The sequence below is a fragment of the Lysinibacillus sp. GW247-5R2A genome (assembly GCF_059424475.1).
On record NZ_JBWKZL010000004.1, the window covers coordinates 269504 to 296004 of the forward strand.

Sequence of the window (26501 nt, forward strand, 5' to 3'; positions counted from 1 at the left end):
TAAGACATGCTTGCATACAAATAGTGTAAATGAATTTTTGCGGCTTGAGAAGGGACGGATGGCATGAGTTCTTTTGTACGGGGTACATTATTTTTAATGTTTGTCATTTTTTTATCTAAACTTTTTGGCTTCTTTTATAGAATGCAATTTATGCGAATTGCTGGTGAAGAGGCAGTCGGCATTTATATGACCGTCTACCCAGCTTTTATTTTCTTCATCTCACTCATTCAACTTGGACTACCTATTGCTGTAGCTAAAATTGTGGCAGAATTACTAGCAAAAAATAAACGCGAAAGCATATTTGGCGTCATGCGTACTGCTATTCTTTGGTCATTTATTGGCATGATCGTTTTTATGCCACTCGTTGCACTTACTATACCATATATTTCTACGACACTCTTACATAATGAACATACAACTTTCACCTTATGGATTGCACTCTTTGCCGTTCCAGTATCAGTAGGTTCTGGTTTATTACGTGCTTATTTACAGGGAATCGCTAAAATTACACCGACCGCCTGGTCACAAATGATTGAACAAGTTGTGCGGATTAGCTTTATTACACTAATGCTTCCATATGTGGCTAACTATAATAATGCTGCAGTAACGGCAGCTGCTGCAATGGGTATTACGCTTGCTGCAGAGGTAGTAGCATTTCTCTATTTATGGCTGCATTATGTAATTTCAAAAAAGAAACTAATTGCGCGCAAAACAAAAATCGAAGGGTATCCTTCATCGCCAATGCTCCGTATAGCATTACCTTCCGCAGGCAGTAAGCTTTTTGGTTCTTTCACTTGGTTTTTAGAACCAATCATCTTTTTGAAAGCTTTGACAGTGGCAGGATTAACGGCATCTGCAGCTACCATTCTATACGGCGTTATCTCAGGTGTGTTAGTGCCATTACTGCTATTTCCTGCGTTTGTGTCAACAGCTTTATCCATTGTTCTTATTCCAGCGGTCAGTGATGCCGTCGCTCGTCAGCACACTTCTTTGCTACAGGAGCGGATTTCGGTTTCCTTACGATTATCTTCTTTAGTGGGCTGTTTTGCCGCTACATATTTCTTTGTACATGGTGATGAATTGGCAATGAAGCTTTTCCATTTAGAAGAAAATCGTGGTTACGTAAAAATTTTAGCCCCCATTTTTTATTTTTATTATATTCAAAGCCCTTTGCATTCCATCCTTCAGGCGATTGGCGAAGCTCGGGCTGCGATGATGAACTCTATCTATGGTGGCCTAGGAAAATTATTTGTTATGTTTGTACTTGCCTCTCAGCCCGGTATTCAAGAAAAAGGGGCTGTGGTAGCTATTGGCTTTGGCGTTTTAATGACGTCTTTCTTGCATATCGCAACTGTTAGACAACGGAAAAACTTACGAGCAGGCTTTAGAATGTTTGTCGTACCTTATAGTTGCTTTATTGCCGTTTGTATCGCTCAGTACTTCCTAATGCCATTACTATCACTACCGTTTATTTTAAACAGTTGTGTCACATTATTTTTACTATTTACGAGTTTATTATTTACCAACCAATTACGTATAACGGATTTCCGCTATATCCGTAAATTAGCCAAGAAAGTTTAGCTTTCTTTTAATTGGATATACAGTCGTTCGTCTTCCCAAATACAGAAAAACACTGTTTCACTATCTGTAATATTATTTTTAGCTAGTTCATTCTTCAACCATTCCACATCTTTATGCATCGTTAATAAATGTCTTTCTTGAATATCTCCATCAATAATTAATGGATAAACAAATGGCTTTTCATCTTTTTTGTAAACGGAAAGATTACCCGAAGGTTCTAAATAGGCAAATGCAACATCGGAGACAGAGGCGATACCACTTTCTCGCAATTGCTGACATAAATCATCCAAATTATAACGGTGTTTCCGCATTTCACTCTCTAATATCACACCGTCTTTTACTAGTAATGCTGGATCACCGTCAACTAAGTCGCGGATTCCTTTGAATTTTAACGATAAGTAAGCACTTAGTATTTGTATAAAGAGCAAAATAATAATGGGTAGAATCGCATTAAATAGAGGATTTTTATAATCATCTAACGCAAAAGCAGCCACTTCTGCAATTAATACAAATACAACTAAATCGATGACAGACAACTCACCCACTTCTCGTTTACCCATTAATCGAAAGACGATGATGATAAACACATATAAAAAACAGGTTCTAAAAATTATATGGAAATATTCTTCCATTAGTTTACACCCCCATAATATCAAGGTGACCTTATTTTTGTTTTTTATACAGATTGATGGTGTCATATTGCTGAAAAATGATTTTATTCAAGGAATAGTCCTTAGTTGTTCGTACAAAATATAAAGAACGACATACTTTAAACTATAAACAGCAAATAAGGTGAGAAAATGATGAGGAAAATGATTGCTTTTGTTGTTGTTTATATCGTTCTGTTCACGTATCCATTCCTTACTTATGGATACGAAGAACAGACTATACCCGTTCTTATGTACCACCATTTAGCGGACAATATAAACAATAATACGGTTATTTCACCCAATAATTTTGATAAACAGATGAGGGCACTTAAGGAAGAAGGTTATCATGCGATTTCAGTCAAAGAATTACATGATTACTTAACGAACCGAATCAAATTACCCGAAAAGCCTGTATTGATTACTTTTGATGATGGCTATCTCAGCAATTACGAAAAGGCCTATCCGATTTTGAAAAAATATGACCTACATGCAGAAATCTTTGTTATTGCAAGTCGAATTGTCGACACAACCAAAGAAATTGCCTATCCACATGAAATTGCCAAAATGAACTGGGAACAATTAAAAGAAATGCAAGATTATATAACGATCCAAAGCCATACTTGGGACTCGCATTATAAATTACCTTCAAAATTCGGTAGAATGAATGGTGCCATTTACGGTCCAAGCTATTTGAATGGACAATTAGAAAGTCAAGAGCAGTACGAAGCAAGGGTCAAAGATGATTTTATTCACTCCAGAAACATCATTAAAGAAAAATTAGGCTATGAGCCCATCGCCATTAGCTATCCATACGGTATTCAATCTGCAACTACCATTAAAATAGCACAGGAGGCTGGTTTTAAAATGGGCTTTGTCATTCAAAATAAAAATGTCAAAAAGGGTGATGGATTATTTACACTGAGTAGAATCATTGTAAATGGCAATGATTCGGGTGCCGACTTAATCCATAAAATAAATACAATGAAATAAGAAAAGGCTTACAATATGGCTAGTACCTATTGTAAGCCTTTTACTTTTTATAATTACATTTCTTTTTCAACTCGGCCGATTGCTTGACGGTCAAATTTCACACGTACATTATCAGCGATTTTTAATGTTATTGCTGTGTCCTCGATTGCATCAATGACACCATGCATGCCACCGATCGTAATGACTTTATCTCCACGTTGCAAATTACCTTGCATATTTTGTGTTTCCTGCTGTCTTTTTTTAGCTGGACGGATTAAGATAAACCACATAGCAACGAACATTAATAATATTGGTGCTAAGCCTAATAATTGATCCATAATACTTCTTGCCCCCTTTCCAAATCTCACTTTTTTAGTATAGACTATTCCACCATAAAAAAGCGATGGACAAGCCCAAAAATTTTCTCATTTACTAATATTTTTTCTATGATTGACAATATTTTGCTAGAAATATTCACTTTTTACAAAGATTTGAATGATTTTGTCATACTATGGCTAGTCATTTAGGACATTAGAGGATTTCTAATGCCCTTTTTTATGAAAAACTCGTCCATTTTATTATCCTTACAAAAGTAATTGGTTAAAAGTTTTTCGCATCCGGTCCATTAAAGCCATATTTCTCGAAAAACTCTTCTCGGAAATCACCAAGACGATCTTGACGAATTGCCTCACGTACTTGTTCCATTAGCTTTAGTAGGAAATGTAAATTATGATAAGACGTTAAACGAATACCGAATGTCTCTTCTGTGCGAATCAAGTGACGAATATAAGCACGTGAATAGTTTTTACAAGTATAGCAATCACAGTTCGGATCGATTGGCCCAAAGTCACGAGCATACTTTGCATTCTTAACGACTAAACGACCTTCTGATGTCATCAGTGTACCATTACGCGCAATACGTGTTGGCAGTACGCAGTCAAACATATCAACACCACGAATGGCACCATCGATTAATGAATCTGGTGAACCCACTCCCATTAAATATCGTGGTTTATTTGCTGGCATTAACGGCGTTGTGAACTCAAGAACACGGTTCATAATATCTTTCGGTTCTCCAACAGATAATCCGCCTATTGCGTAGCCTGGGAAATCTAACTCCACTAAGGCTTCTGCAGAACGACGGCGTAGATCCTCGTACTCACCGCCTTGAATAATTCCGAATAACCCTTGGTCTTCCGGACGATTATGAGCTTCTTTGCATCGTTTTGCCCAACGTGTTGTACGATCTACTGATTGCAGCATATATTCATGTGTTGCAGGATACGGTGGACATTCATCGAAGGCCATCATGATATCTGAGCCTAGGTCATTTTGAATTTCCATCGCTTTTTCTGGACTTAGGAATAATTTATCCCCATTAAGATGATTACGGAAATGAACGCCTTCCTCTTCGATTTTGCGGAACTGACTTAGCGAGAATACTTGGAAACCGCCTGAATCTGTTAAAATTGGACGATCCCAGTTCATAAATTTATGCAGTCCGCCTGCTTCCTTGACGATATCATTGCCTGGACGAAGCCATAAATGATACGTGTTAGATAAGATAATACCGGCATTCATTTCTTTTAATTCCTCAGGAGACATCGTTTTAACCGTTGCTTGTGTCCCAACTGGCATAAATGCTGGCGTTTCAAAGGAGCCATGTGGTGTATGCACGATACCAAGACGTGCTCCTGTTTGTTTACATGTATGAAGTAATTCATAGCGAATTGCTGGTTGTGTCATAAAAATAAAAACCCTCTCTGATCTGAAGTAAAAACAGTACTCCGATTATTTCTTTTTTATTCTTTTGGTCGAATAAACATAGCATCACCAAAACTAAAGAAGCGATATTTTTCTTCTACAGCTTGCTGATAGGCACTTAAAATAGTTTCTCTAGTGGCTAACGTACTCACTAGCATAACAAGTGTTGACTTTGGTAAATGGAAATTTGTAATTAAACCATCCACCACAGTAAACGCATAGCCTGGATAGATGAAAATAGATGTCCAACCTTGCTCTGGTCGTACTTCACCACCATATTTAGAGCCAATTGTCTCTAATGTACGTGTGGAGGTTGTCCCAACAGCTATTACCTTACCACCATTACGCTTTACACGATTAATCGTGTCTGCCGCTTCGTCCGTCACACTATAAAATTCGGCATGCATTTCATGGTTTTCAATCGAATCCACACTAACAGGACGGAATGTACCAAGTCCGACATGAAGAGTAATAAAGACAACCTCTACCCCTTTTGCCTTTACTTGTTCTAATAGTTCTTCTGTAAAATGTAGACCCGCCGTTGGAGCAGCAGCTGAGCCACGTTCTTTCGCGTAGACCGTTTGATAGCGATCTTTGTCTTCTAATTTTTCTCGAATATAAGGCGGTAATGGCATTTCACCAAGCTGCTCTAATATTTCATAAAAGATTCCATCGTAATGAAATTCAAATGTTCGTCCACCATGGTCAAGCTCACCTGTACAAGTAGCTGTTAGCAACCCATCTCCAAATGTGATAACTGTCCCTACTTTTACGCGTTTTGCTGGTTTTACAAGGGTTTCCCACTCGTCTGAACCTGCCAATTGCTTTAGTAATAATACCTCAATATGGGCGCCTGTCTCCTCTTTTACACCCATTAAGCGAGCCGGTAAGACCCTTGTATCATTTAACACAAGACAATCACCTGCACGTAGCTCCTCTAAGACATGTGCAAAATGGTGATGCTCAACTTCATTTGAGCCAGGTGTCACAACCATTAATCGACTAGCTGTACGGTCTACTAATGGTGTTTGGGCAATAAGCTCCTCTGGTAATTCAAAATCAAAATCTTCTACACGCATGAAAAAAACTTCCTTCTTTATGTTTGTTGGGGATACTCATATCCAAAATGTTCGTAGGCTAAATGTGTCGCCACTCTTCCTCGTGGTGTGCGTTGAATAAGCCCAATTTGCATGAGATAGGGTTCATATACATCTTCTATCGTCACCCGTTCCTCACCAATTGATGCCGCAAGCGTATCTAAGCCCACAGGACCTCCTCGAAAGCGCTCAATCATGTTCGTGACAAGTTTATGGTCAATATGATCAAGCCCTCTTGGATCCACTTGTAACAGCTCTAAAGCTTGCTTTGCAAGACCCTCCGTTATCATACCATCTCCAAGCACTTGTGCATAATCTCGTACTCGTTTCAATAGGCGATTGGCAATTCGAGGTGTGCCACGAGAACGTCTCGCCATCTCCATTGCTGCTATTTGCTCAATTTCTACCTCAAATAAATGGGCACTGCGAGCAACAATTTCAGCAAGAGAAATATCATCATAGTACTCTAAGCGTAATAATACACCAAAGCGATCTCTCAGAGGGGCTGATAAGGCACCCGCTCTTGTTGTAGCACCTACAAGGGTAAAGGGAGGTAAGTCAAGTCGTACAGAACGTGCTTCAGGACCTTTTCCCACCACAATATCTAAACAGAAGTCCTCCATTGCTGGATATAACACTTCTTCAATGGCACGAGGTAGTCGATGAATCTCATCAATAAATAAAACATCGCCAGGCTCTAGTGAGCTTAAAATTGCAGCTAAATCTCCTGGACGTTCAATTGCAGGACCACTTGTCATGCGCACATTGACACACATCTCATTTGCTATAACAGCAGCCAATGTCGTTTTACCAAGTCCTGGTGGTCCATATAACAACACATGATCTAAACTTTCCTGCCGAAGTTTTGCTGCCTCAATGAAAATTTGTAAATTTTCCTTTACTTTATGCTGCCCTATGTATTGGGCTAACCTTTGTGGGCGTAAAGATAATTCAAACTGTTCATCATAGCCACTTGCCTCACTAGCCATCATACGTTCAGACATGCCTCTTCCCTCCTTTCCTTATTTTAATTTTAATAATAGTTGTAACGCTTGTTTCATAAAGGCATCTGTCGTTTCAAGCTTGTCGTTATCCTCAAGCTGCGGGCGAATTTTTTCGAGCTCCTTTTCAGAATAACCAAGTGCCATTAAAGCAAGTATCGCTTCTTCTAATTCGTGTTTATAAGCATTAACGCCAAACAATGGCAGTTCATCTTCTGTACTCGGCAGTTCAATTGTCTCTAATAAAGAGCCTAGCTTGCCTTTTAAGTCTAATATCATCTGACGTGCGGTTTTTTTACCTACCCCAGGAAACTTCACTAAAAACGCTTCATCTTCCCGTTCAATCGCACTAATAACCTGCTGTGGGTTGCCAGTCGCTAAAATAGCTAGTGCTCCCTTTGGACCTATTCCAGATACTAAGATTAACTTACGAAACAGCTCACGTTGATCTAGATTCGGAAAACCGTAAAGCATTTGTGCATCCTCTCGTACATGTAAATGAACATAAATTTGTTGTTCAAGCGCTGATGTTCGAAATGCAAACGGATTGGGTGTATTCAATTGCCAGCCAATCCCCTGTTGCTCTAGCACAATATATTCTGGTGTAATACGAGTAATTAGTCCTTTTAAATAATCATACATCTATATTCCCTCACAATCATCGTCTTCGATTATAGCATATAGCGAACGAATGCTCGACAGAAAGTAGTATCCAAAACGCTGTTCAAGACAAAAATGACCGCCAAATGACGGTCATTTCTTCACAAATCTATCAATATCGTACCACAGTTTTGGCCAATAGGTGAGGGCTCGTTTAGTAAATGGTACTAAATAATCTAAAAATACTAGTTGCTGATCAAGTGGCAAATCCACAGCAAAAAGCCATTCTCGCAATAGTTCATTCGGATATTTTAAACGATGAAGCTTTCTTTTATCAAGTCGTTTGAGCTCTGGTAACTCCGCAAAGACTTTAGCTAAATCATAATCGACTGCAGGTAGTACCCGATGCAACCATAAAATATATTCGTCATCGGCTTCTCCAAGATGCGCCAAATCAAAATCAATTAAACGCAATTGTCCGTCCGTGCACCATAAAAAATTATGATGTACAACATCCCCGTGCAATAGTGTAATCTCTTTTTCAGCTACATCCTCCAGGGCAATTAACTGCAGCGATTTATCACTATAATGCAAAATTTGATCGATTTCTTCTTTCGTTAAGAAAGCCCGAAACTCATTTCTTCTGCTTTTAAAACGCATATGACGCATTTGCCATTTTAAAAGTTGTGAATAGGTATGCAAGCCAGGCAAGCGTTGCCAAGCGATTTTTTTATATGTGTCATGTAAAGCTATTAGTAGTTGAAGAGATTCCTTCCGATCCTTTTTATGAGTAAAATTGGCACCATGGCTTCCTTCTTGCCATTCTTGCACTATGAGCTGCTCATCATCACTCCGGACCAATGGTAGGATAAGGTTAGGTTCAATTCGACCTAGCTGGCGATGAATTGTTCTTACCTTCTCTGCAATCTCTAGTTGTTTTGCTCGTTTGACAAAATAAGTATTCGACCGATATCTATACTTCCAAATATTTGATTTTACCTCTTCGACAATATACGCTTTTTCACCATCGATAAGGCGTCATCCCGCCTGGGAAATAATGCGGTGACATCCAAGGTCCTACTGATGACGGGCACGGTGGTGGACAATGCGTTGGACATGGTGGTGGTGGACAATGACATGGATCCATTTGCCATGCAGGCATTGGCATCGGCATCGGTTGTGATTGACAGCCACAAGGTTGTGCATCACAGCCACATGATTTGCCCATGTTCATTTCAGGCATCATATTAAATTGTGGCTGCATTTGTTGATTAGGTGTGTGGAAAAATGGTGATGTGGACTCCAAGAAGTCTTCCATCCCACCCACTTGATTTTCTGGCATCTCAAAGGACATCGGCTGCTGCGGCATCATATACTGCTCGGCCTGTGGCTGCATTGGCATTGGCCACCACATTTGATGATGATAAATTGGTTGATGGCAGCTTGAGCAATGAGGTACAGCAGGCATATGTGGCATGATATGCATTGGCGGTGGTGCTGGTTGTGGCATTGGATGTGGCATTGGCTTCGCTACAGGTGGTGGTGGTGGTGGCGGTGGCGCTGGTTGGATTTGTACTGGTGGTGGTATTGTGACTGTTTGCTCCATTTGTGGCATGACTAATTGTTGGTGCCAATTCATTTCTACAGGCTGTGGAACCCACATCGGTTGTTGTGGCATCTGCATTGGCATAGGCATTGGTATAGGTATTGGTATCATTTGTGGCTCTGGCATTGGCATTGGAACTGGCGGTACAATTGGTGGTGGTGGCGGCATTGGCCTCTGTACCTCTTTTTTCGGAACTTCCTTAGGTGTCTCCTTATGCATTTGTGATTCCTTTTTTGGCATTTCTTTATGTGACTCTCTATGTGGCTCTTTGTTTATTTTTTCAGGCAAAATAATTTCCATGCCCGGGACAATATAATCTGGGTTGGCAAGATGGACATTGAGCCGCTTCAAATCTTCAAACGAAATGCCGTACTCTTTCGCAATCTTCCACAATGTGTCTCCCTTTTGAACAATATGAATACGCAATTTCTTCCTCCCTTCCTCTCTAGGTATCATATGTTCAATGTTCCATTTGGATACAAAAATTTCAACAAGTTAGAAATGCTTCATGGTACACTAACCTATAGGGAATACTGTTTCCATTATTACGGGCAGAGGTGATCTCTTATGAAAAAAATGTTAGGCGAGGAACGCCGACTGCAGCTATTAGCGCAATTACAAAAAAGTAAAGCACCTATAACAGGGACAGACTTAGCTAAATTCGCCAATGTTTCTAGGCAAGTTATTGTCAATGATATGACTTTATTAAAGGCAAGAAACGAACCTATTATCGCTACGAGTCAGGGTTATCTTTATATGCATCAGGAGCAATTACAGCAAACTGTTGAACGCACATTCCCATGCATACACACATCTGAGCAAACAGAGGATGAGCTAATGACAATTGTAGATTGTGGAGGCACCGTCAAAAATGTTATGGTTGAACATCCTATTTATGGCGAACTAACAGCCTCTATCATGGTGTCAAACCGTCATGAGGTAAAACAATTTATTGAACGAGTTAATGCCACTCAGGCTAATTATTTATCTGCACTAACAGGAGGCATTCATCTTCATGTCATTACAGCCCCCTCTGTGGAAGTTTTAACGTTAATTGAACAAGCCTTACAGAAAAAGGGCTATTTGGTGACAGACCTATAAAAAGAGAGTCTGGGACAAAATTAGCTGATATTAATGTAAAGCGTGTGAAATTTTACTGGTCGTAAAATTTCACACGCTTTTTAATTTAAAGGTGGGTTTTGTCCCAGTCTCTTTCTTATTTCATTCGATGATGACTCGTTCCTCTCCCTCCATCTATTAGGAGAGAAATCGTTGTCTTTGTGTAGGGGTAGGTAAAAGGCATTCCTTTTTGGTGCCAAATAAACGATAGCGGTGCTTCGCAAACCGTCTATATAACATATTGCGAATAATTGGGGGCACCAGAATGAACAGATAGTAGCAAGGCCAAACCTTCTCCAAATTTTTGGCTATTTTTAAAGCTGCCGTCGACTCAACATATGCTTTCCCATCTTCAATAAGGATCACACTATCTATTTTTTCGGATATAGTAAACTGTCGGAGTAATGCTTGACCGACTTCACTTTGTAATGACGCAAATTGAAAATAACCTGCTTGATCATGTTTGATAATAAATTGAACGGTGCTATCACAAAAGTTACAGATACCATCAAATAAAATGATCCCACGCATTATATTTCCCCCTTATGCTTCATCAGATGTAAGATACGTAAAGTATGTACCTAATGACTTTACCTTGCAACCTAGTGCAGCAAGTTCTTCCATTGCACCGCGCATCATTGGAACTTTTTCATCCGCTAGCACATCTATCATGAAGAAATAATCACCTAGTCCTGTCTTCAATGGACGCGATTCGATTTTACTTAAATTCAGCTGACGCCATGCAAAGACAGAAAGCACTTGATGTAATGCCCCTGAACGGTCAGTTGGCAATGTAATCATTAAAGTTGTTTTCGCTTGCCCTTCGGATAATTCTTGTGGCAAACGTTGATTTTTCTTAGACAGAACAAAGAAACGAGTATGGTTAAAATGGAAATCATGGATATTAGACTCTACTATTTCAAGGCCATATTTTTCTGCGGCAGCTGCATTTCCAACCGCTGCTATACATTGCTCTGGGTTTTCGGATACGTATTTCGCGGCCGCTGCTGTTGAAGTTGTTTGTTGAAGTGGCACATGACTAAAACGATAAAATAAATATTTATGGCATTGCGCTAGAGCATGTGGATGGGAATAGACCCCTTCGATAGACTGCCAATTATCCATTTGCGCTTTATTGACCATTAAATGCTGCTGTATTTTCAGTAATAATTCACCTGTTACATATAGTGATGCTTCATGGAATAAATAATCAAGTGTAAGCGTAACTGAACCTTCCAAGGCATTTTCTAATGGTACAACGGCTAAATCTACCTTGCCCTCTGCTACTGCCTCAATACATTCAGGGATCGTTGCACAGGGTACAAGCCACTCATTTGGAAAAGTAGCCTTTGTTGCTAAGTATGTAAATGATGCTTCCGGTCCTAAATATGCGATTCGATTTTCCCATTGTTGCTTTGCCATTGCAAAAACCTCCCTTATGGAATAAGGAGCAGTCCCTAGTGATTGATGTATCACTGAGGGACAGCTCCTTATTTGAGCTTTGGTATCGTATTTTTACGCCAGTGCTGCAAGAGCATATGGATTATTAAACACGATAATTGTCATTTGTGTCAAAAATTAAAGGATCGAACACCTTACTATAATTATAAAGCACCAGAACTAATGACTTCCGCTGACTCAACAAAATCTAACCGTTTTAATTGCTGGATTAGGTCATCAAGATCACATGTCATACTTGTTACATCTAGTGATAATGTAACATTGGCACGTCCCTGAATAGGGATTGTTTGATGAATCGTCAATACGTTACAATGTGTAATTGTCACAGTTTCTAGAAGCTTAGCAAGTGTTCCTTTTCTATCTTGAAGCTGTAAAAAGACTGTTAAAATGCGTTCCTGCACGATTGAATGAAAAGGAAAAACCGCATCACGATATTTGTAAAACGCACTTCGCGATAAATCCACCTGCTTTACCGCATCCCAAATGGAAGATACAGAACCACTTGATAATAAGTGTTTCGCCTCCAAAGTTTTTTGCATTGCATCCGTTAAAACATCCTCACGAACTAAATAATATCGCTGATTCGCAACATTCTTCATACGCTTCCCCCTAAAACTCATGTCTTAATCGACAAATTCAAATTCAAACTCTTGTAGGCGAACTGTATCGCCATCCTGTGCTCCACGTTCACGGAGAGCCTCGTCCACACCCATTGCACGCAATTGACGAGCAAAACGACGTATACCATCTTCACGGCTAAAGTCTGTCATTTTAAATAAGCGCTCAATAGCATAGCCACTAATAATAAATGTACCGTCATCGTCACGAGTGATTTCGAATTCTTCACCTTTTGACTCATGCTTGTACATAACCGTTGCGTCTGATTGTTCCTCTACTTCATCATACAGTGGGAATTCAGGCGTTACTTCTAATAGATCCGCAATAGCAAACAACAGCTCTTTTAACCCTTGACGTGAAACAGCAGAAATTGGGAAAATTTGAACGTCTTCTCCTACCTTTTGGCGGAATGCTTTTAAGTTTTCCTCTGCATCAGGCATATCCATTTTATTGGCCACAATAATTTGTGGACGCTCTGTTAAACGAAGATTATATTGTTTTAGCTCATCATTAATTGTTAAATAATCTTCATAAGGATCGCGACCTTCCATTCCTGACATATCAATCACATGGACGATAACGCGTGTACGTTCAATATGTCGTAAAAATTGGTGGCCTAATCCTACCCCTTCATGAGCTCCTTCAATTAGCCCTGGTAAATCTGCCATTGCAAAGCTTCGGTGATCATCCGTTTCAATCATGCCTAAATTCGGTACAATTGTCGTGAAATGATAAGCACCAATTTTTGGCTTAGCAGCAGAAACAACCGATAAAAGCGTTGATTTACCAACACTTGGGAAACCAACTAACCCTACATCTGCTAAAACTTTTAACTCTAATATAACATTTAATTCTTGTCCTGGCTCACCTTTTTCAGAAAGTTCTGGCGCTGGGTTGGCAGGTGTAGCAAAGCGAGAGTTCCCACGTCCGCCACGTCCTGCTTTCGCAATAACGGCTCTTTGCCCATGCTCGACTAAGTCAGCAATAACTTCATTCGTTTCTTCATTCATAACTACTGTACCTGGTGGAACTTTAACAATTAAATCTTCCGCATTTTTACCGTGCATGCCTTTACTCATACCATGCTCGCCACGCGGTGCTTTAAAATGGCGTTTATAGCGGAAATCCATTAACGTACGTAAGCCTTCTTCTACTTCAAATACGACATTACCGCCATGTCCACCATCTCCACCAGCTGGACCACCGTTCGGTACATATTTTTCTCGACGAAAGGCAACCATGCCATCTCCGCCGTCGCCACCTTTAACATAAATCTTTACGTGATCGACAAACATTTAGTTCACTCCCTATTTGCACTCAAGACATATTGCCAGCGTGTATTTGTCTGCTCAATTGTTTGAATGTCGAATTGTTTCAAACCTTTTTCGGTGAATGCATCAGCACTCCATAACCCATTTAGCGTGAATGTCACGGCAAATGTATGATCGTCAACACGTACATCAAGCGTGAGGATCTGCTCTGTAAATGGATCTAATGTATCATAAACATGCATAACTGTTTTGTTTAAGTAATCTACAATTTCCTGATCAATCTTATTGGTCACAGGCTTTTTTATGTCGCCGTTTATTTTCCAAGCTAAGGAAGGGAAACGCCATCCTGCTGTTTGGAGCCATTCGATTGTTTGTGGTAATTGTAGTCGATTGAGGATAGAAAACACTCTTAACTGTTCTGAAAAATGCTGAATAAGTTCCTTTGATTCATCAACTCTACCTAAATCTAAATTCATGCGAATCAATTGCAATTGATTCACAAAATCATGATTTGCAAAACGTAATACTTCACTAATGGTTAGTGATTGATTGTTCATCCCATTCACTCCAATAAAGTTATCTTTACTAGTATAACAAGTTTTGCTGTATTTTTCCCTTAATTCTTTATTCAATTATGCCCAGACATAATTACGTCTGAAATTGCTCTATTTTGGGTCTACGAGAAGTTGGTTAGTCGTTGCTACAGGACATGACGACCATAGTCATAATTCCTTTATTTCAGTGGCTTTTGACGCTACTAAAAACAGGAAAACCGCCTATTCTTCATCTCTGCTGCTATACTTTCCATTTAACAGCCATCTGTTGAAAGTGGCTGAAATTTAGCCAAAAAAAGGACTGCAATAAATGCAGTCCTCCGCTTTATGATATCTTATAAAAGATTAAGCTTCTTGTGGTGCTGGGTATACAGATACTTGTTTGCGATCGCGACCTAAACGTTCGAATTTAACAACGCCGTCAACTTTAGCAAATAGTGTATCGTCACCACCACGACCTACGTTTGTACCTGGGTAAATTTTTGTACCGCGTTGACGGTAAAGAATTGAACCACCAGTTACGAATTGGCCATCAGCACGTTTAGCACCAAGTCGTTTAGACTCAGAGTCACGTCCGTTTTTAGTAGAACCTACCCCTTTTTTCGATGCGAAAAGTTGAAGGTCTAAAGCTAATAATAATTTCATCGAGTTCCACCTCCTACTTGGTTGTAGTTGATTTGGATGTATTGTCCGTAATTTTGCACCATAGAATACACTTGGGCAGTCATTACTTGAACAATTAACTGTAGTTTTGCATCTACTTCAGGCTCTAAATCTGATGGTAAATCTACCTTAAGATAGCCTCCACCTTCAGCAGCTTGTTCGACTTCTGGCTGGATTTGTAATAATGCATAAATAGCATTTACCGTACCAATGGCAATAGTAGATGCTCCTGCACATACTAAATCTTTCCCAGATTCATCGTATCCAGCATGTCCTGAAAATTCGAATGCTGACACATGTCTATTTTCATCGTGATGAATCGTAACTTGTATCATTCGCTACACCTCACTATTAAGCGTTGATTGCTTCAACAACTAATTTTGTGTAAGGTTGACGGTGACCTTGTTTACGACGGTAGTTCTTTTTAGCTTTCAATTTGAAAACAACGATTTTTTTCGCACGGCCTTCTTTAACAACTTTCGCTGTTACAGTAGCACCATCTACGAATGGAGCACCAACTTTAACGTTTTCGCCACCTACGAATAAAACTTTATCAAAAGTTACAACCTCGTCAGCTTCTACGCCTAATTTTTCAACGTAGATTTCTTGACCAGCTTCTACTTTGATTTGTTTACCACCAGTTTCAATAATTGCGTACATTTTACTGCACCTCCTCTTAGACTCAGACTCGCCTGTTTACAAAGGTGATCTTATAGTAAGATACTTGTACCTTCCCAGAGCGGTTGTAGTAGCACGGGTGCTACAAACAATAACATTAAAATATTACCACACGGCTTTTTTTAAGTCAATCTATTCATAACATATTTTTCAAAAGCTATACGATATTTTCGATAACGCCATTCTTTTAAAACTTGAAGCCAAATAAATAAACAAATGATTGCTAAAAAAATAGATTGTGGTAAGAAATTTAAAGTCATTAGAAATAACGTCGTGGCAACCATGAACGACAGCCAATAATACATTTCCACCACTTGAGCTTTTGGATAATATAAAAATAACCACGCTAACAAAATCCTGCCACCATCTAATGGTAGGATAGGCATCATATTCACTAATAATAGCACAAGTTGAACGCTTATTAGCTTACCGGCGATTAGTTCGGGCATAAAAAAAGCGAGGCCAATCCCTAAAATAGTAGCGATTGGTCCTCCTAACGCAATCCATAGGAGTGACGATGCTTGCACAACCGCTGGATTTTCAAATTGAATTTCCCCCCCGTAAGGTGCAATAACACATGATTTCACTCTTACGCCGCACAGTAGGGCTGCTAATAAGTGACCTGCTTCATGCCATAGTAGCGAGAAAAAAATAATAGCGTAATAAGCAAGTTGTCCACTAAAAATCATGACAAATACGAGAGGAATACAAAGAAGATGTAATTTAATCTTCATGGGTCTCCATCGTTTCCAACCATTGTACAATTTGCTCTAAATCGTAATGAGCATCTCCCTTTTCAATGGAAAGATAAAGTTGCCCAGCTTCTTTCATACCAATCAAATCATTTGCCTGTATGGATGTATAAGGTAGCTGCGCTAAGCTATCTAGCATGCCATAAGAGACGGTTGTACCATCATCATAGCTAATGGTCATAGTCTTACCAGTATATTTTGTATGACCCGTGAACACGACTAAGCCGTTCTGTCCAGCATAAACTGGTAAGCCAACATCATACTGCAATAAATATCCCTCTTTAAAAACCTGGGCATTAGCAAAAGTTAAAAGATCTGCTTGCCCCACATCACTAGATACTGTAATGGTCTCATTTTCTTTATCAAACCAACTTTGCCCCAGCTCACTTAAGTACGTTAAATCTGCTGAGGTTGTGACCATCTTTCGAACAGGCGTATCAACTACCCCCTGATCTTCTAAACGAATTACTAGCATAGTTGCTGCCACAAGTAGTATCGTGAAAAACCATTTCCATTTTTTAAACAAGCCCTCATCCTTTTTTCCACACTATATGTGATTGCATGTCCAAACATGCAAAAAAACCTTCTCGCACAAATGCACGAAAAGGTTTTAAATTATCTTGAAAATAATGATTTAAGTTTTGAAAACATACCTCTTTGCTCATCTTGAATAGCCATTAATGGAACCGACTCACCCAAAATACGACGAGCAATATTTCGATAGCCTAAAGATGCTTTATTAGAAGGGTCCATAACGATTGGTTCTCCTTTATTGGAGGATGAAATAACACCTTCACTATCAACAATAATTCCTAATAGATCAATAGACAAATGAGTTGTAATTTCATTCACATCCAAAGTGTCGCCGCTCTTCATCATATGTTGTCGAATGCGATTGATGATGAGCTTCGGAGCAGTGATGTCTTCCTGTTCTAATAAACCAATAATTCGGTCTGCATCTCGAACAGCGGAAATTTCAGGTGTTGTGACAACAATCGCATGATCTGCACCTGCAACGGCATTTCTATAGCCTTGTTCAATACCTGCAGGACAATCTATTAATACATAATCATAGTCTCTTTTTAATTCCTCTATTAAGCTCTTCATTTGCTCAGGGGTAACAGCATTTTTATCTGTCGTTTGAGCAGCAGGTAATAAAAATAGTTTATCATCCACACGCTTATCTTTAATCAATGCTTGATGTATTTTACAGCGCCCTTCCACTACATCGACTAGATCATAAATAATACGATTTTCTAGGCCCAAAATAACATCTAAATTACGCAGGCCAATATCTGTATCAACTAAACATACTTTTTTACCTTGTAGAGCCAATGCAGTCCCAAGGTTAGCCGATGTCGTTGTTTTTCCGACACCACCTTTACCCGAAGTTATGACGATCGCTTCTCCCACACTAGCTTCCTCCCTTAGACACATTTAACAATGGTCGAATATTTTTTAAGGCGTGAATTTGATCGTACGTAATGCGTCCATCGTAACCAATAAATGCACAAGTCATTTCTGCTTGATCGATTTCTTTCACATGCTCATCTGACATTGCTTCCACCTGATCAGCAATCATAATATGTGTAGCCTCAAATCGAGACGCGGCAATAATAGCTTCTTTATTGCCCTGCACACCAGCATGTACTATTCCTTTTAGTTTACCTAAGACATACACATTACCGCCAGCCTCAACCCGACCGTTTGGATTGACATTTCCTACAATGATAATGTCCCCTGATGAACGTAGAATCTGCCCTGATCTGACCACACCTAAATATGTATCCTGTTGACTTTCAATCATTTTCTGGTTGCTTTCATGGACAGTCAGTACTTCGCTTTGTACATTCGCTACAATGAGTTGCTCTGTTTCCTGCACAATATGAATAAGTTCATCGATCTGTTCATCAGTACAGTATCGATAGCCTAAGTATAATTGTACATCTACTTTACCATCGATACCGCCTTCTAACACTTTTTTCTTTAATTCTTCTACTAAATCGCTATAAGCACATTGGTCGTCAAGACGCAGTACAAATCCGTCCTTCGTTCCCTTCATATTAACTAATTGTTTTTTCATGAATGCCTCACCTCACGTTGTTCTTTGTTAAGAAACCTCACGTGCTCTCTGTAAGACACGCGCATTAATTAGATACTTGAAGGCCCAACCAAGAATCATTAAAAATAAAGCATTTGCAATGATTGTTGGCAGTAGTCGTGAACGTAAGAAATCCGCTAAAGGGATTGCTGTAAAATCGATCAAGAAGAAAAATTGATAGAGTATAAATTCTAAAATAGCTACTAACACAACTGAAATAGTTGTTGTTACGACTAAGTGCTGATGTATAACTTTCACGATAGACCCTGCTAAAAAACATATAAGTGGATATAGAACTGAATATAATCCAATAATATCAATGTAAAACACATCATACAAGACACCAAAAAAAAGTCCATACATTACCGCGCGTTGACGGCTGTAATAGATGGAGATAAAAATGAGATATAAGATTAAAAAACGCGGTACTAGAAAGTACACTTCTCCCTTAATTTCAATTGGAGAAAGCATCGCAAATTCTGGTTCTAGCAAGAATAGTAAAACCGCCACAGAAGGAATGAGAAAACGAACCATCATTCCGCCTCCTCTTCATTCGTATCTTGCGGGTTTGTTAAATCTTCGTTCGTTGAACTGCCATCTGAACCATCAATGACTGTAGATGTACGTTTGGCAATAACAACATGCTCTAAAATCGAAAATTCAGCAGATGGTCTGACATACGCCATTTTAGTTAAACCATGATCATCTGTACTAACCTCTGTAATTTCACCGATAGGTATACCTTTAGGGAAAATACCTCCGAGTCCTGAAGAAACTACCTGCTCGCCTTCTTTAACCTTCAAACTAGAATCGATTCGCTTCATAATGAGTTCATTACGTTCTTCATCAAAGCCCTCGATTAAACCGTATGCTTCTTTTTCACCTAACACCATTGCAGAAACACGATAGTTAGGATTATTTGTATTTAAAAGCTCTACCTCAGAAGTGAAAGGCGTAACTAGTGTAATTTTCCCAACTAGCCCCTTCGCCGTCATAACTGCCATGTTTTTTTGAACTCCATGAGAAGATCCTTTGTCTAAAATAATTTTCTCTTCCCATTGGTCAGGATTTCTAGCAATCACTGTTGCTTGAATAGGATTATATGCCTTTAAGCTCTCAGCTTTATCCAAAAGCTCACGAAGCTTTGTATTCTCTGATTTTAAATCCGTAGCCTCAGCTTGTACAACTGCAAAATCTTCTAGGCGTGCTTTTAAACGTTTATTTTCTTCGTACGTGTTTAAGAGGGAGTCAATACTATTAAAAATACCATTAACATAATTCGCCGGCTTCGCAACAAGCGATTGTGCGACGCCGACAGTATCTTTAATAATTTGCTCTGGTAAAGTAGCATTCGTCCGATCACGTAATGAGAAGCTAATCAATGCCACAAGAAAAACCATGCCTACGAGCAGCAAAATTACTTTCTTATTGAAAAAAAAATGTGGCATTGCCTAAACCTCCTTACCCTTTAACCTGTTGTTGACGAATTAAATCCATATGATCTAAAGCTTTACCCGTACCAATTGCTACACAGTCTAAAGGATCTTCTGCGATAAATACTGGCATATTTGTTTCTTTACTAATCACTTTATCTAAGTTCGTTAATAATGCGCCACCGCCAGTTAATACGATACCGCGCTCCATAACGTCCGCAGATAATTCTGGAGGTGTTTGCTCTAATGTTTTTCGAACGCCATCAATAATGGATGAAACGGCTTCGCGTAATGACTCAGAAATTTCTTGTGAAGAGATTTCAATTGTTTTTGGTAAACCTGTTAGAAGGTCACGACCTCTAATTTCCATCTTTTCTTCTGGTCCTTCAGCTAATGCCGTACCAATTTCCATTTTTACCGCTTCAGCAGTACGTTCACCGATTGTTAAATTATACGTTTTACGGATATATGAAATGATAGATTGATCCATTGCGTCCCCACCAACACGTACGGACTCACTTGTTACAATACCGCCCAGAGAAATAACAGCTACTTCTGTTGTACCTCCACCGATGTCAACTACCATTGATCCTGTTGGATCCCATACTGGTAAATTTGATCCGATCGCCGCTGCAAATGGCTCTTCGATTGTGAAAGCCTCTTTTGCGCCCGCTTGTCGAGCTGCATCAATAACCGCACGTTGTTCCACTGAAGTAATACCATAAGGCACACAAATCATAACATTTGGTTTTTTCCAATTGCCACCAGAATTTTTAGAGGCTTCTCTTAAATAGTACTGAATCATTGCTGTTGTAATATCGAAATCAGCGATAACGCCATCTTTCATTGGGCGAATTGCTACGATTGAGCCAGGTGTACGACCAATCATATTTTTAGCATCATTACCAACGGCAACGATATCTCCTGTTTTCGTATTCTTTGCTACTACTGAAGGTTCGCGTAAAACGATTCCCTTTCCTTTAATAAACACTAATGTATTCGCTGTGCCGAGGTCAATCCCGACATCTTTGCTTCCTAGTCCAAACAAATTGTGTACTCCCTTTCTATTTAAGCCATACTTTCGTTGACATCCATTATCTTTGACAGTCATGTACAGGAAATTGAATTGTATAAAAATACAATTGACTCCTCCTCAAAACCTATAGCACTCCGTCAAAGTTTTTATCTTCATCAGTTAGTGTTTCACACCTTGAAAAAACTACACACTTATTTAGCTCACCACCAATTTCGATGGGAGTCTTTCCTGAATCAAGATAAAATTCATACCCTTCATTATAACGGAAAAGCGCAAGAATTTATAGTGTCACATACTTTATCTCACAGAAAAGATACTATTTTAATTCCCTCTTAAACTAAAAATAGTACGTATAGATTAGCATATAATTTTTATTCTCATAAGACAATGTGTATCAGGCTACCAATTTTTGTGAAGATAATATCAGTTTCTAGAATACATTAACGATTTGAATCGAAAAAGGTTCGCCATTAAACCACAAAAAAATACAAAAATTTTAGGAATATGCCACTAATGTCATAGCGCTAAAATATTTCGAGTTTGGTCGTAATGCTTCTATAAGACATCTGCTCAAGATAAAAAAACTCTGCAAATTTCTTGCAGAGTTAAAAATACCCTTTTTCCTTCAAACTGATGAATTGATGATCGCCGATAATTACATGATCAATTAATTCAATCCCCATAATATAACCAGCCTCTTCAATTCTCTTTGTAACATCAATGTCCTCCGCACTAGGAGTTGGTACTCCACTAGGATGATTATGTGCACAAATAATTGAAGCAGCCGATCGCTTCACGGCTTCTCGAAAAATTTCCCTAGGGTGCACGATGGAGGCATTTAAGCTACCTATGAAAATCGTTTGTCTGTGAATAATTTGGTTTTTAATATTTAAAAAAAGAACAACAAAATGTTCCTGATTAAGTGAAGTCATATCAGGCATTAAATAAGCAGCAGCATCTTGTGGAGAACGAATAGTAAATTTCTCATCATTCTGCTTTTGAGCCAGTCGTCGGCCAAGTTCAATGGCGGCTAATAATTGTATAGCCTTCACCTCACCAATCCCTTTAATAGCGACCATTTCTTCAATGGTTGCGTGTTTTAAATGATGGAGACGCTCAAAAACAGTTAATACTCGATTCGCAAGGACAAGAACCGATTCTTCTTTTGTGCCTGTCCTCAATAAAATAGCAAGTAGCTCTTGATTGGATAGACTTTCTGCCCCTTGTCGTATCAGTCTTTCACGAGGGCGATCTTCCAAATGAACATCACGTAACATCAACGTAGGTAAAGCCTTATCTAGCAAAAATGCTCACTCCTTCGCAAATTGGACAATTTGTAGGTTTACCAATCGCGAAAACAACGCTGCAAGTGGTAAGCCTACAACATTGTTGTAATCTCCTTCAATTCGTTTCACTAAAAGTGTGCCTATCGTCTGGATACCATAACCACCTGCTTTGTCGAAAGGGTCTCCAGAATCGACATAGGCTTCTATCAATTCCTTTGATAGAGAATGAAAAACAACCGTGGTTTCTTCCACAAAGATGTTTTCTTTCCCATTAGGTTCAATAATAGCGACCGCTGTCATCACAACATGTTCGCGATTAGATAAACGTAATAAATGAGCAATAGCTTCCTCACGAGATTTTGGTTTATGTAGCAGCTCATCATTGTCGACAACGATTGTATCAGCACCAATGATTGTTGCATTGGTTGCTTTTTTCGCTACATCCCGTGTTTTTAAGAGAGCTACTCCTTTTACATATTCCTGCATTGAACTGGCTTGTACACTTGTTTCTTCAACTTCACTTGTCAGAACCTCAAATGGAAGTCCTAGCATATCCAGCAATTCCTTTCGTCTTGGTGAAGCAGAGGCAAGTATAAGTTTATGGTTTGTTTTTAACATGATCCGACCATCCTTCCTAATCCTCATGATACCGAAGAATGTTCGATTTGAAAATTTTCTAAAAATCAAGATAATAATGATTTGACTATCTTTTACTTTTAAAATTTCACTTGGAGACATGTATTTTTAGCCTGATAATGAGCAAAAACTTGCAAACGGATGACGCTGACATCGTTGGAAATAGTAGAAGCAGCTGCACCAATTGTCTGCCAATCCTCAGGTAAAGTTGAATCCTTCCCTTTTTCCTTAAAATTTAATTTTGTAGCATTTTTGTCTGCTAATGCAGTTGTCACCTCCGCAAGGGTTGGCTCCTTACAGCTATCACCACTGACACTAAATGCTTTTTTAAAGGTTGCGGGTTCCTGTAAAAATTTAAGCTGACTTTCTTCAATCTCCATGCTTGTCCAAACATAAAACTTGCCATCAACCTCAACAATTGCGCTCTCTTTTAGTGCAGGGTATTCGGCAACAAATGCACTTGCACTCTCATAGTTTGAATACACGCCTGCTTGACTAGCATAAAACATAGGTGCATTTGATGTACTAGTGTTCTCACCGGCAGTAGGAATGGTTTCTGATTGTGATTGATTAGTGGCCACATCACTACCATTATTCTTTATCGGTAACTGGGTACTGGCTTGTAAAACACCTAAAAAAATGGCAACACCTAACAAACCTACAAATCCACCAATCATCATTGCCCGAAATATTTGTTTTTTCATTACATGACTTACAATTTTCATCCATCTATCACCTCATCCTTCCACCTATCCGTACACGTTTCAATAAAAACGAGATTTCAATATATAAAAGTATATGTAGAATTAGAAGTGTAAATGCGAATTTATTGAGATTTGATTCATAACAAAAACGGCATACATTCCTAAAAAAACTAGGACTTCCAAATAGGAGTCCTAGTCATTTCATATTTTCAAGCTATTTCTTACGGCTGTTAATAAATATAATGAGCCCGATACGATCGTTCTTTGTTTGCTGTCTGATTGCACCTGTAAAAATTGTACATAATCCACTAAGATATTTTTAGATGTCGCTTTGGAAAGCTCCAGCAAATTTTGCGCAGCCATCGCTCGTGGATTATCAAAATCAACGAAATAAAATTCATCACTAACTTGCTCTAACAGTCGAAGAATTTGTTGAACGTCTTTGTCTGCTAATATACCCACAACAAATGTGATTCGTTCCCCAGGAAACTCACCCTTAATCGTTTCTACTAATTTTTCAGCACTTGCCGGGTTATGTGCCCCATCGACAATCACAAATGGTATGATTTCTTCAAAACGACCTAAAATGGCGGCTTGTTTCACAGCATTCTGAATTGCTGTTGAATTCACTTTCACATGAAGATATGATGCTACTTCTAGGAATGCTGTAATAGCAAGTGCCATGTTATCGCCCTGATGAGCCCCTTTCATTGAACGTGTTAAATGGGAGAATCGGACATGTTGTTCATCATTTCTGTAACAGTCTCCTTCAGCAAATGAGTGTAATGAAAAATGATTACCTATTTCAAATACTGCAGCTTTTTTATGAGCAGCCTCTTCATAAACAACACGCTTCGCTTCTTCTGGCAATTTACCGATAGTGACAGGGCGATTTTGTTTAATAATACCTGCTTTATGATGCGCAATACTGTCGATTGTATCACCTAGAAATTTTGTATGCTCTAGAGCGATGCTTGGGATAATGGATACGATGGGTGTTACTACATTTGTACTATCCAATAATCCTCCCATACCCGCTTCAATTAAAGAAATATCAACTTCTTTATTCACAAAATGTAAAAATGCTACTACAGTCAAAAGTTCAAAATCAGTTAGTTTCCCACTTAATCCAGCCGCATGCATTTGGCGAAAAACAGCATCCATATCAGCCTCGGTAATAGGTTGACCATCTATTTGAATTTGGTCGTGCACATCGACTATACAGGGTGACATAAATTTGCCCACACGTAATTCATGCTCTTTGGCGATAGCCTCAAGGAAGGTTAATGTCGAGCCCTTCCCATTTGTGCCAGCCAAATGGACGACATGTAAGGCTTGCTGAGGGTTTCCAGCTAATAGCAAAGCCTCTTCCATCGCCACAAGACCAGGCTTTATGACATCATCACTGTTAATAGCCCACTTCTTTTTATAATGATCAAATCCTGGTATCATCGTCCTTCCTCCTGTAGCCAATGCCGAACACCAGCAATGAAGTATAAAGAGCCTGTAATCACCACAACATCCTCTTCAGCCCTTTCACGTAGTACAGTTTGTACCGATTCCAGCCAATCCTCATAGTACGATTTATTGGCATTTGTTGATAACACGACTAAGTCTTCAGCAGGCATTGCATTAGGTAGATTGATTTGTGTAAAGGCAATCGACGTTGCAACATCATCCATTAGTGCAATGCTATTGGCATGATCCTTATCTGCTAATGCTGCATACACAAAACGATAATGGCTTTTTGGAAATACATTTTTGAGTGTTTGGATAAGTGCAGCCGTCCCTTCAGAATTATGGGCGCCATCTAAAATAATTTTTTGAGGCCATTGTTCAAAGCGGCCAGCCCAATGCGCATATCGAAGTCCATAGCGAATGGATGAGTCTGATATAGTAATAGCTCCCTCTTCACGTAATGCGAGGATTGCTGTAATGGCCAGACTTGCATTGTTGATTTGATGGGGACCTGCCATTTTTAAAGCTATTTCAGTCATCACAATATTTCCTTTTTCATAGGTGAATTGCTGAACGTCTGTACTTTGTAATATATCTGAAATAGTAAAATCTTGTCCTAAAATGAAGCATGGTGCCTGCTGTGCAACCGCCGTTTCGTTAATAACAGCTAATGCTTCTTCATTGCTAACCCCTACAACAACTGGAACACCACTTTTTATAATGCCTGCCTTTTCAGAGGCAATTTTGGCAAATGTATCACCTAAAAAGGCCGTATGCTCAAGTGAAATGGTTGTAATAATGGCTAGTAGTGGCGTCACGACATTGGTCGCATCTAAACGCCCTCCAAGCCCCGTTTCAATCAGCGCTATATCAATTTCCTGATCGGCAAAAAACTGAAACATTATGAGTGTGACTACTTCAAAAAAGCTTGGAAAATCACCATTATATTGTTCATCTATAATCTTAGCTAATTTATTGAAATAGTATAAAAATTGTTCATCTGTAATCGGCTCACCATTGATGGTCATTCGTTCATTGACTCGCTCTAAATGTGGGGAAGTAAATGTCCCTACTTGGTGCCCAGCGTGCTGTAGCATTTCTCTAAGGGCATTCACTGTAGAACCCTTCCCATTTGAACCAGCCACATGAATCACGCGTAGTTTATTGTGAGGATTCTCTAAATGTGCTAGTACTTCTTTCATTAGTACAAGCGGTGCACGTTTATGATCAACGGCTTTTAGCGAAAAAATAAATTCCGTACATTCGTTCATTGTGTTAAACAAAAGAAACACTCCCTCTTACTGCAATATCTCTATTTTAGTACAACTAACGTTTAATAACATAGATTAATTACGAAACAATAGAAAAAACACACAGCTAGCCACCGTGATATTATCCCCTTTAAGTAGACAATGTAAAAAAAACTACACTAAACTGTAGTTAACATTCTACTTAAAGGGGAT

31 protein-coding genes and 1 other annotated feature are annotated in these 26501 nt (G+C 39.0%); of the genes, 3 read left to right on the top strand and 28 right to left on the bottom strand.

What is annotated here, in order from left to right:
* Positions 1-63: 63 nt before the first annotated feature.
* Entirely contained in the window at positions 64-1581 is a 1518-nt protein-coding gene (locus AC07YC_RS08860) for a putative polysaccharide biosynthesis protein (RefSeq protein ID WP_336635827.1), read from the top strand.
* Here AC07YC_RS08860 and AC07YC_RS08865 read toward each other — a convergent pair.
* On the bottom strand, positions 1578-2213 hold the full coding sequence (locus AC07YC_RS08865) for a DUF421 domain-containing protein (protein ID WP_336635828.1): 636 nt from the start codon (positions 2211-2213) through the stop codon (positions 1578-1580). The two genes, AC07YC_RS08860 and AC07YC_RS08865, sit on opposite strands and share 4 nt — an antisense overlap.
* Before the next feature lie 171 nt (positions 2214-2384).
* Here AC07YC_RS08865 and AC07YC_RS08870 point away from each other — a divergent pair, with 171 nt between their 5' ends.
* Positions 2385-3221 carry a polysaccharide deacetylase family protein gene (locus AC07YC_RS08870; protein WP_494919086.1) on the top strand — a complete coding sequence of 279 codons (837 nt, stop codon included), beginning with the start codon at positions 2385-2387 and terminating at the stop codon, positions 3219-3221.
* Between the two features lie 53 nt (positions 3222-3274).
* On the opposite strand, the gene yajC is transcribed toward AC07YC_RS08870, so the two are convergent.
* The 7 genes from yajC to AC07YC_RS08905 all read right to left on the bottom strand — a co-directional run bounded on the left by yajC (position 3275) and on the right by AC07YC_RS08905 (position 9694).
* Positions 3275-3538: a preprotein translocase subunit YajC gene (gene yajC / locus AC07YC_RS08875; protein ID WP_336635830.1), complete on the bottom strand. Its 264-nt coding sequence runs from the start codon at positions 3536-3538 to the stop codon at positions 3275-3277.
* Between the two features lie 262 nt (positions 3539-3800).
* The gene (gene tgt, locus AC07YC_RS08880; RefSeq protein WP_336635831.1) at positions 3801-4946 is read right to left on the bottom strand and encodes a tRNA guanosine(34) transglycosylase Tgt; all 1146 of its coding nucleotides are present in this window, start codon (positions 4944-4946) and stop codon (positions 3801-3803) included.
* Between the two features lie 56 nt (positions 4947-5002).
* Positions 5003-6043, bottom strand: a complete 1041-nt coding sequence (gene queA, locus AC07YC_RS08885; protein ID WP_336635832.1) for a tRNA preQ1(34) S-adenosylmethionine ribosyltransferase-isomerase QueA — start codon at positions 6041-6043, stop codon at positions 5003-5005.
* Positions 6044-6060: 17 nt separating this feature from the next.
* Positions 6061-7065, bottom strand: coding sequence for a Holliday junction branch migration DNA helicase RuvB (ruvB, locus tag AC07YC_RS08890; RefSeq protein ID WP_336635833.1), 1005 nt, complete (start codon positions 7063-7065; stop codon positions 6061-6063).
* 18 nt (positions 7066-7083) lie between these two features.
* Positions 7084-7704 carry a Holliday junction branch migration protein RuvA gene (ruvA, locus tag AC07YC_RS08895; RefSeq protein WP_008181187.1) on the bottom strand — a complete coding sequence of 207 codons (621 nt, stop codon included), beginning with the start codon at positions 7702-7704 and terminating at the stop codon, positions 7084-7086.
* Between the two features lie 111 nt (positions 7705-7815).
* Entirely contained in the window at positions 7816-8694 is an 879-nt protein-coding gene (locus AC07YC_RS08900; RefSeq protein WP_338130845.1) for a phosphotransferase, read from the bottom strand.
* Positions 8684-9694 (bottom strand): LysM peptidoglycan-binding domain-containing protein, encoded by a 1011-nt coding sequence (locus AC07YC_RS08905; protein ID WP_494919087.1) that lies wholly within the window; start codon positions 9692-9694, stop codon positions 8684-8686. Before AC07YC_RS08905 ends, AC07YC_RS08900 begins: the two co-directional genes overlap by 11 nt.
* Before the next feature lie 141 nt (positions 9695-9835).
* Here AC07YC_RS08905 and AC07YC_RS08910 point away from each other — a divergent pair, with 141 nt between their 5' ends.
* Positions 9836-10369: a transcription repressor NadR gene (locus AC07YC_RS08910; RefSeq protein WP_494919088.1), complete on the top strand. Its 534-nt coding sequence runs from the start codon at positions 9836-9838 to the stop codon at positions 10367-10369.
* 156 nt (positions 10370-10525) lie between these two features.
* On the opposite strand, the gene AC07YC_RS08915 is transcribed toward AC07YC_RS08910, so the two are convergent.
* The 20 genes from AC07YC_RS08915 to AC07YC_RS09010 all read right to left on the bottom strand — a co-directional run bounded on the left by AC07YC_RS08915 (position 10526) and on the right by AC07YC_RS09010 (position 26309).
* The gene (locus AC07YC_RS08915; protein ID WP_494919089.1) at positions 10526-10918 is read right to left on the bottom strand and encodes a thiol-disulfide oxidoreductase DCC family protein; all 393 of its coding nucleotides are present in this window, start codon (positions 10916-10918) and stop codon (positions 10526-10528) included.
* A 12-nt stretch (positions 10919-10930) separates the two neighbouring features.
* Positions 10931-11809, bottom strand: coding sequence for a prephenate dehydratase (pheA, locus tag AC07YC_RS08920; protein WP_494919090.1), 879 nt, complete (start codon positions 11807-11809; stop codon positions 10931-10933).
* 182 nt (positions 11810-11991) lie between these two features.
* Positions 11992-12447, bottom strand: coding sequence for an ACT domain-containing protein (locus AC07YC_RS08925; RefSeq protein ID WP_004226679.1), 456 nt, complete (start codon positions 12445-12447; stop codon positions 11992-11994).
* Positions 12448-12471: 24 nt separating this feature from the next.
* Positions 12472-13761, bottom strand: a complete 1290-nt coding sequence (gene obgE, locus AC07YC_RS08930; protein WP_494919092.1) for a GTPase ObgE — start codon at positions 13759-13761, stop codon at positions 12472-12474.
* Positions 13762-13766: 5 nt separating this feature from the next.
* Positions 13767-14294 (bottom strand): Spo0B domain-containing protein, encoded by a 528-nt coding sequence (locus AC07YC_RS08935; RefSeq protein ID WP_089986688.1) that lies wholly within the window; start codon positions 14292-14294, stop codon positions 13767-13769.
* A gap of 342 nt (positions 14295-14636) precedes the next feature.
* Entirely contained in the window at positions 14637-14936 is a 300-nt protein-coding gene (gene rpmA / locus AC07YC_RS08940; protein ID WP_004226673.1) for a 50S ribosomal protein L27, read from the bottom strand.
* Complete coding sequence (locus tag AC07YC_RS08945) at positions 14933-15289, bottom strand: ribosomal-processing cysteine protease Prp (RefSeq protein ID WP_025114621.1); 357 nt, start codon at positions 15287-15289, stop codon at positions 14933-14935. Before AC07YC_RS08945 ends, rpmA begins: the two co-directional genes overlap by 4 nt.
* Before the next feature lie 16 nt (positions 15290-15305).
* Positions 15306-15614, bottom strand: coding sequence for a 50S ribosomal protein L21 (rplU, locus tag AC07YC_RS08950; protein ID WP_012295462.1), 309 nt, complete (start codon positions 15612-15614; stop codon positions 15306-15308).
* A gap of 14 nt (positions 15615-15628) precedes the next feature.
* Positions 15629-15709: a sequence feature (ribosomal protein L21 leader region), on the bottom strand.
* A 45-nt stretch (positions 15710-15754) separates the two neighbouring features.
* A complete protein-coding gene (locus AC07YC_RS08955) occupies positions 15755-16366 on the bottom strand; it encodes a zinc metalloprotease (protein WP_494919093.1) in 612 nt (203 codons plus the stop codon).
* The gene (locus AC07YC_RS08960; protein ID WP_008180705.1) at positions 16356-16910 is read right to left on the bottom strand and encodes a M23 family metallopeptidase; all 555 of its coding nucleotides are present in this window, start codon (positions 16908-16910) and stop codon (positions 16356-16358) included. Before AC07YC_RS08960 ends, AC07YC_RS08955 begins: the two co-directional genes overlap by 11 nt.
* Positions 16911-16999: 89 nt before the next feature.
* Positions 17000-17797, bottom strand: a complete 798-nt coding sequence (gene minD, locus AC07YC_RS08965; RefSeq protein ID WP_008180704.1) for a septum site-determining protein MinD — start codon at positions 17795-17797, stop codon at positions 17000-17002.
* Position 17798: 1 nt separating this feature from the next.
* Positions 17799-18467, bottom strand: coding sequence for a septum site-determining protein MinC (gene minC, locus AC07YC_RS08970; protein WP_008180702.1), 669 nt, complete (start codon positions 18465-18467; stop codon positions 17799-17801).
* A 27-nt stretch (positions 18468-18494) separates the two neighbouring features.
* Complete coding sequence (mreD, locus tag AC07YC_RS08975) at positions 18495-19019, bottom strand: rod shape-determining protein MreD (protein WP_004226656.1); 525 nt, start codon at positions 19017-19019, stop codon at positions 18495-18497.
* Positions 19019-19933: a rod shape-determining protein MreC gene (mreC, locus tag AC07YC_RS08980; protein WP_336635842.1), complete on the bottom strand. Its 915-nt coding sequence runs from the start codon at positions 19931-19933 to the stop codon at positions 19019-19021. The genes mreD and mreC overlap by 1 nt, the downstream gene beginning before the upstream one ends.
* Before the next feature lie 13 nt (positions 19934-19946).
* On the bottom strand, positions 19947-20966 hold the full coding sequence (locus AC07YC_RS08985; protein ID WP_008180696.1) for a rod shape-determining protein: 1020 nt from the start codon (positions 20964-20966) through the stop codon (positions 19947-19949).
* Between the two features lie 593 nt (positions 20967-21559).
* Entirely contained in the window at positions 21560-22231 is a 672-nt protein-coding gene (radC, locus tag AC07YC_RS08990; protein WP_175445562.1) for a RadC family protein, read from the bottom strand.
* Positions 22232-22264: 33 nt separating this feature from the next.
* Positions 22265-22858, bottom strand: a complete 594-nt coding sequence (locus tag AC07YC_RS08995) for a Maf family protein (protein ID WP_494919094.1) — start codon at positions 22856-22858, stop codon at positions 22265-22267.
* A 98-nt stretch (positions 22859-22956) separates the two neighbouring features.
* Positions 22957-23580: a hypothetical protein gene (locus tag AC07YC_RS09000; RefSeq protein ID WP_494919095.1), complete on the bottom strand. Its 624-nt coding sequence runs from the start codon at positions 23578-23580 to the stop codon at positions 22957-22959.
* Positions 23581-23781: 201 nt separating this feature from the next.
* On the bottom strand, positions 23782-25032 hold the full coding sequence (locus tag AC07YC_RS09005; protein ID WP_494919096.1) for a bifunctional folylpolyglutamate synthase/dihydrofolate synthase: 1251 nt from the start codon (positions 25030-25032) through the stop codon (positions 23782-23784).
* The gene (locus AC07YC_RS09010) at positions 25029-26309 is read right to left on the bottom strand and encodes a bifunctional folylpolyglutamate synthase/dihydrofolate synthase (protein ID WP_494919097.1); all 1281 of its coding nucleotides are present in this window, start codon (positions 26307-26309) and stop codon (positions 25029-25031) included. Before AC07YC_RS09010 ends, AC07YC_RS09005 begins: the two co-directional genes overlap by 4 nt.
* Positions 26310-26501 lie beyond the last annotated feature (192 nt).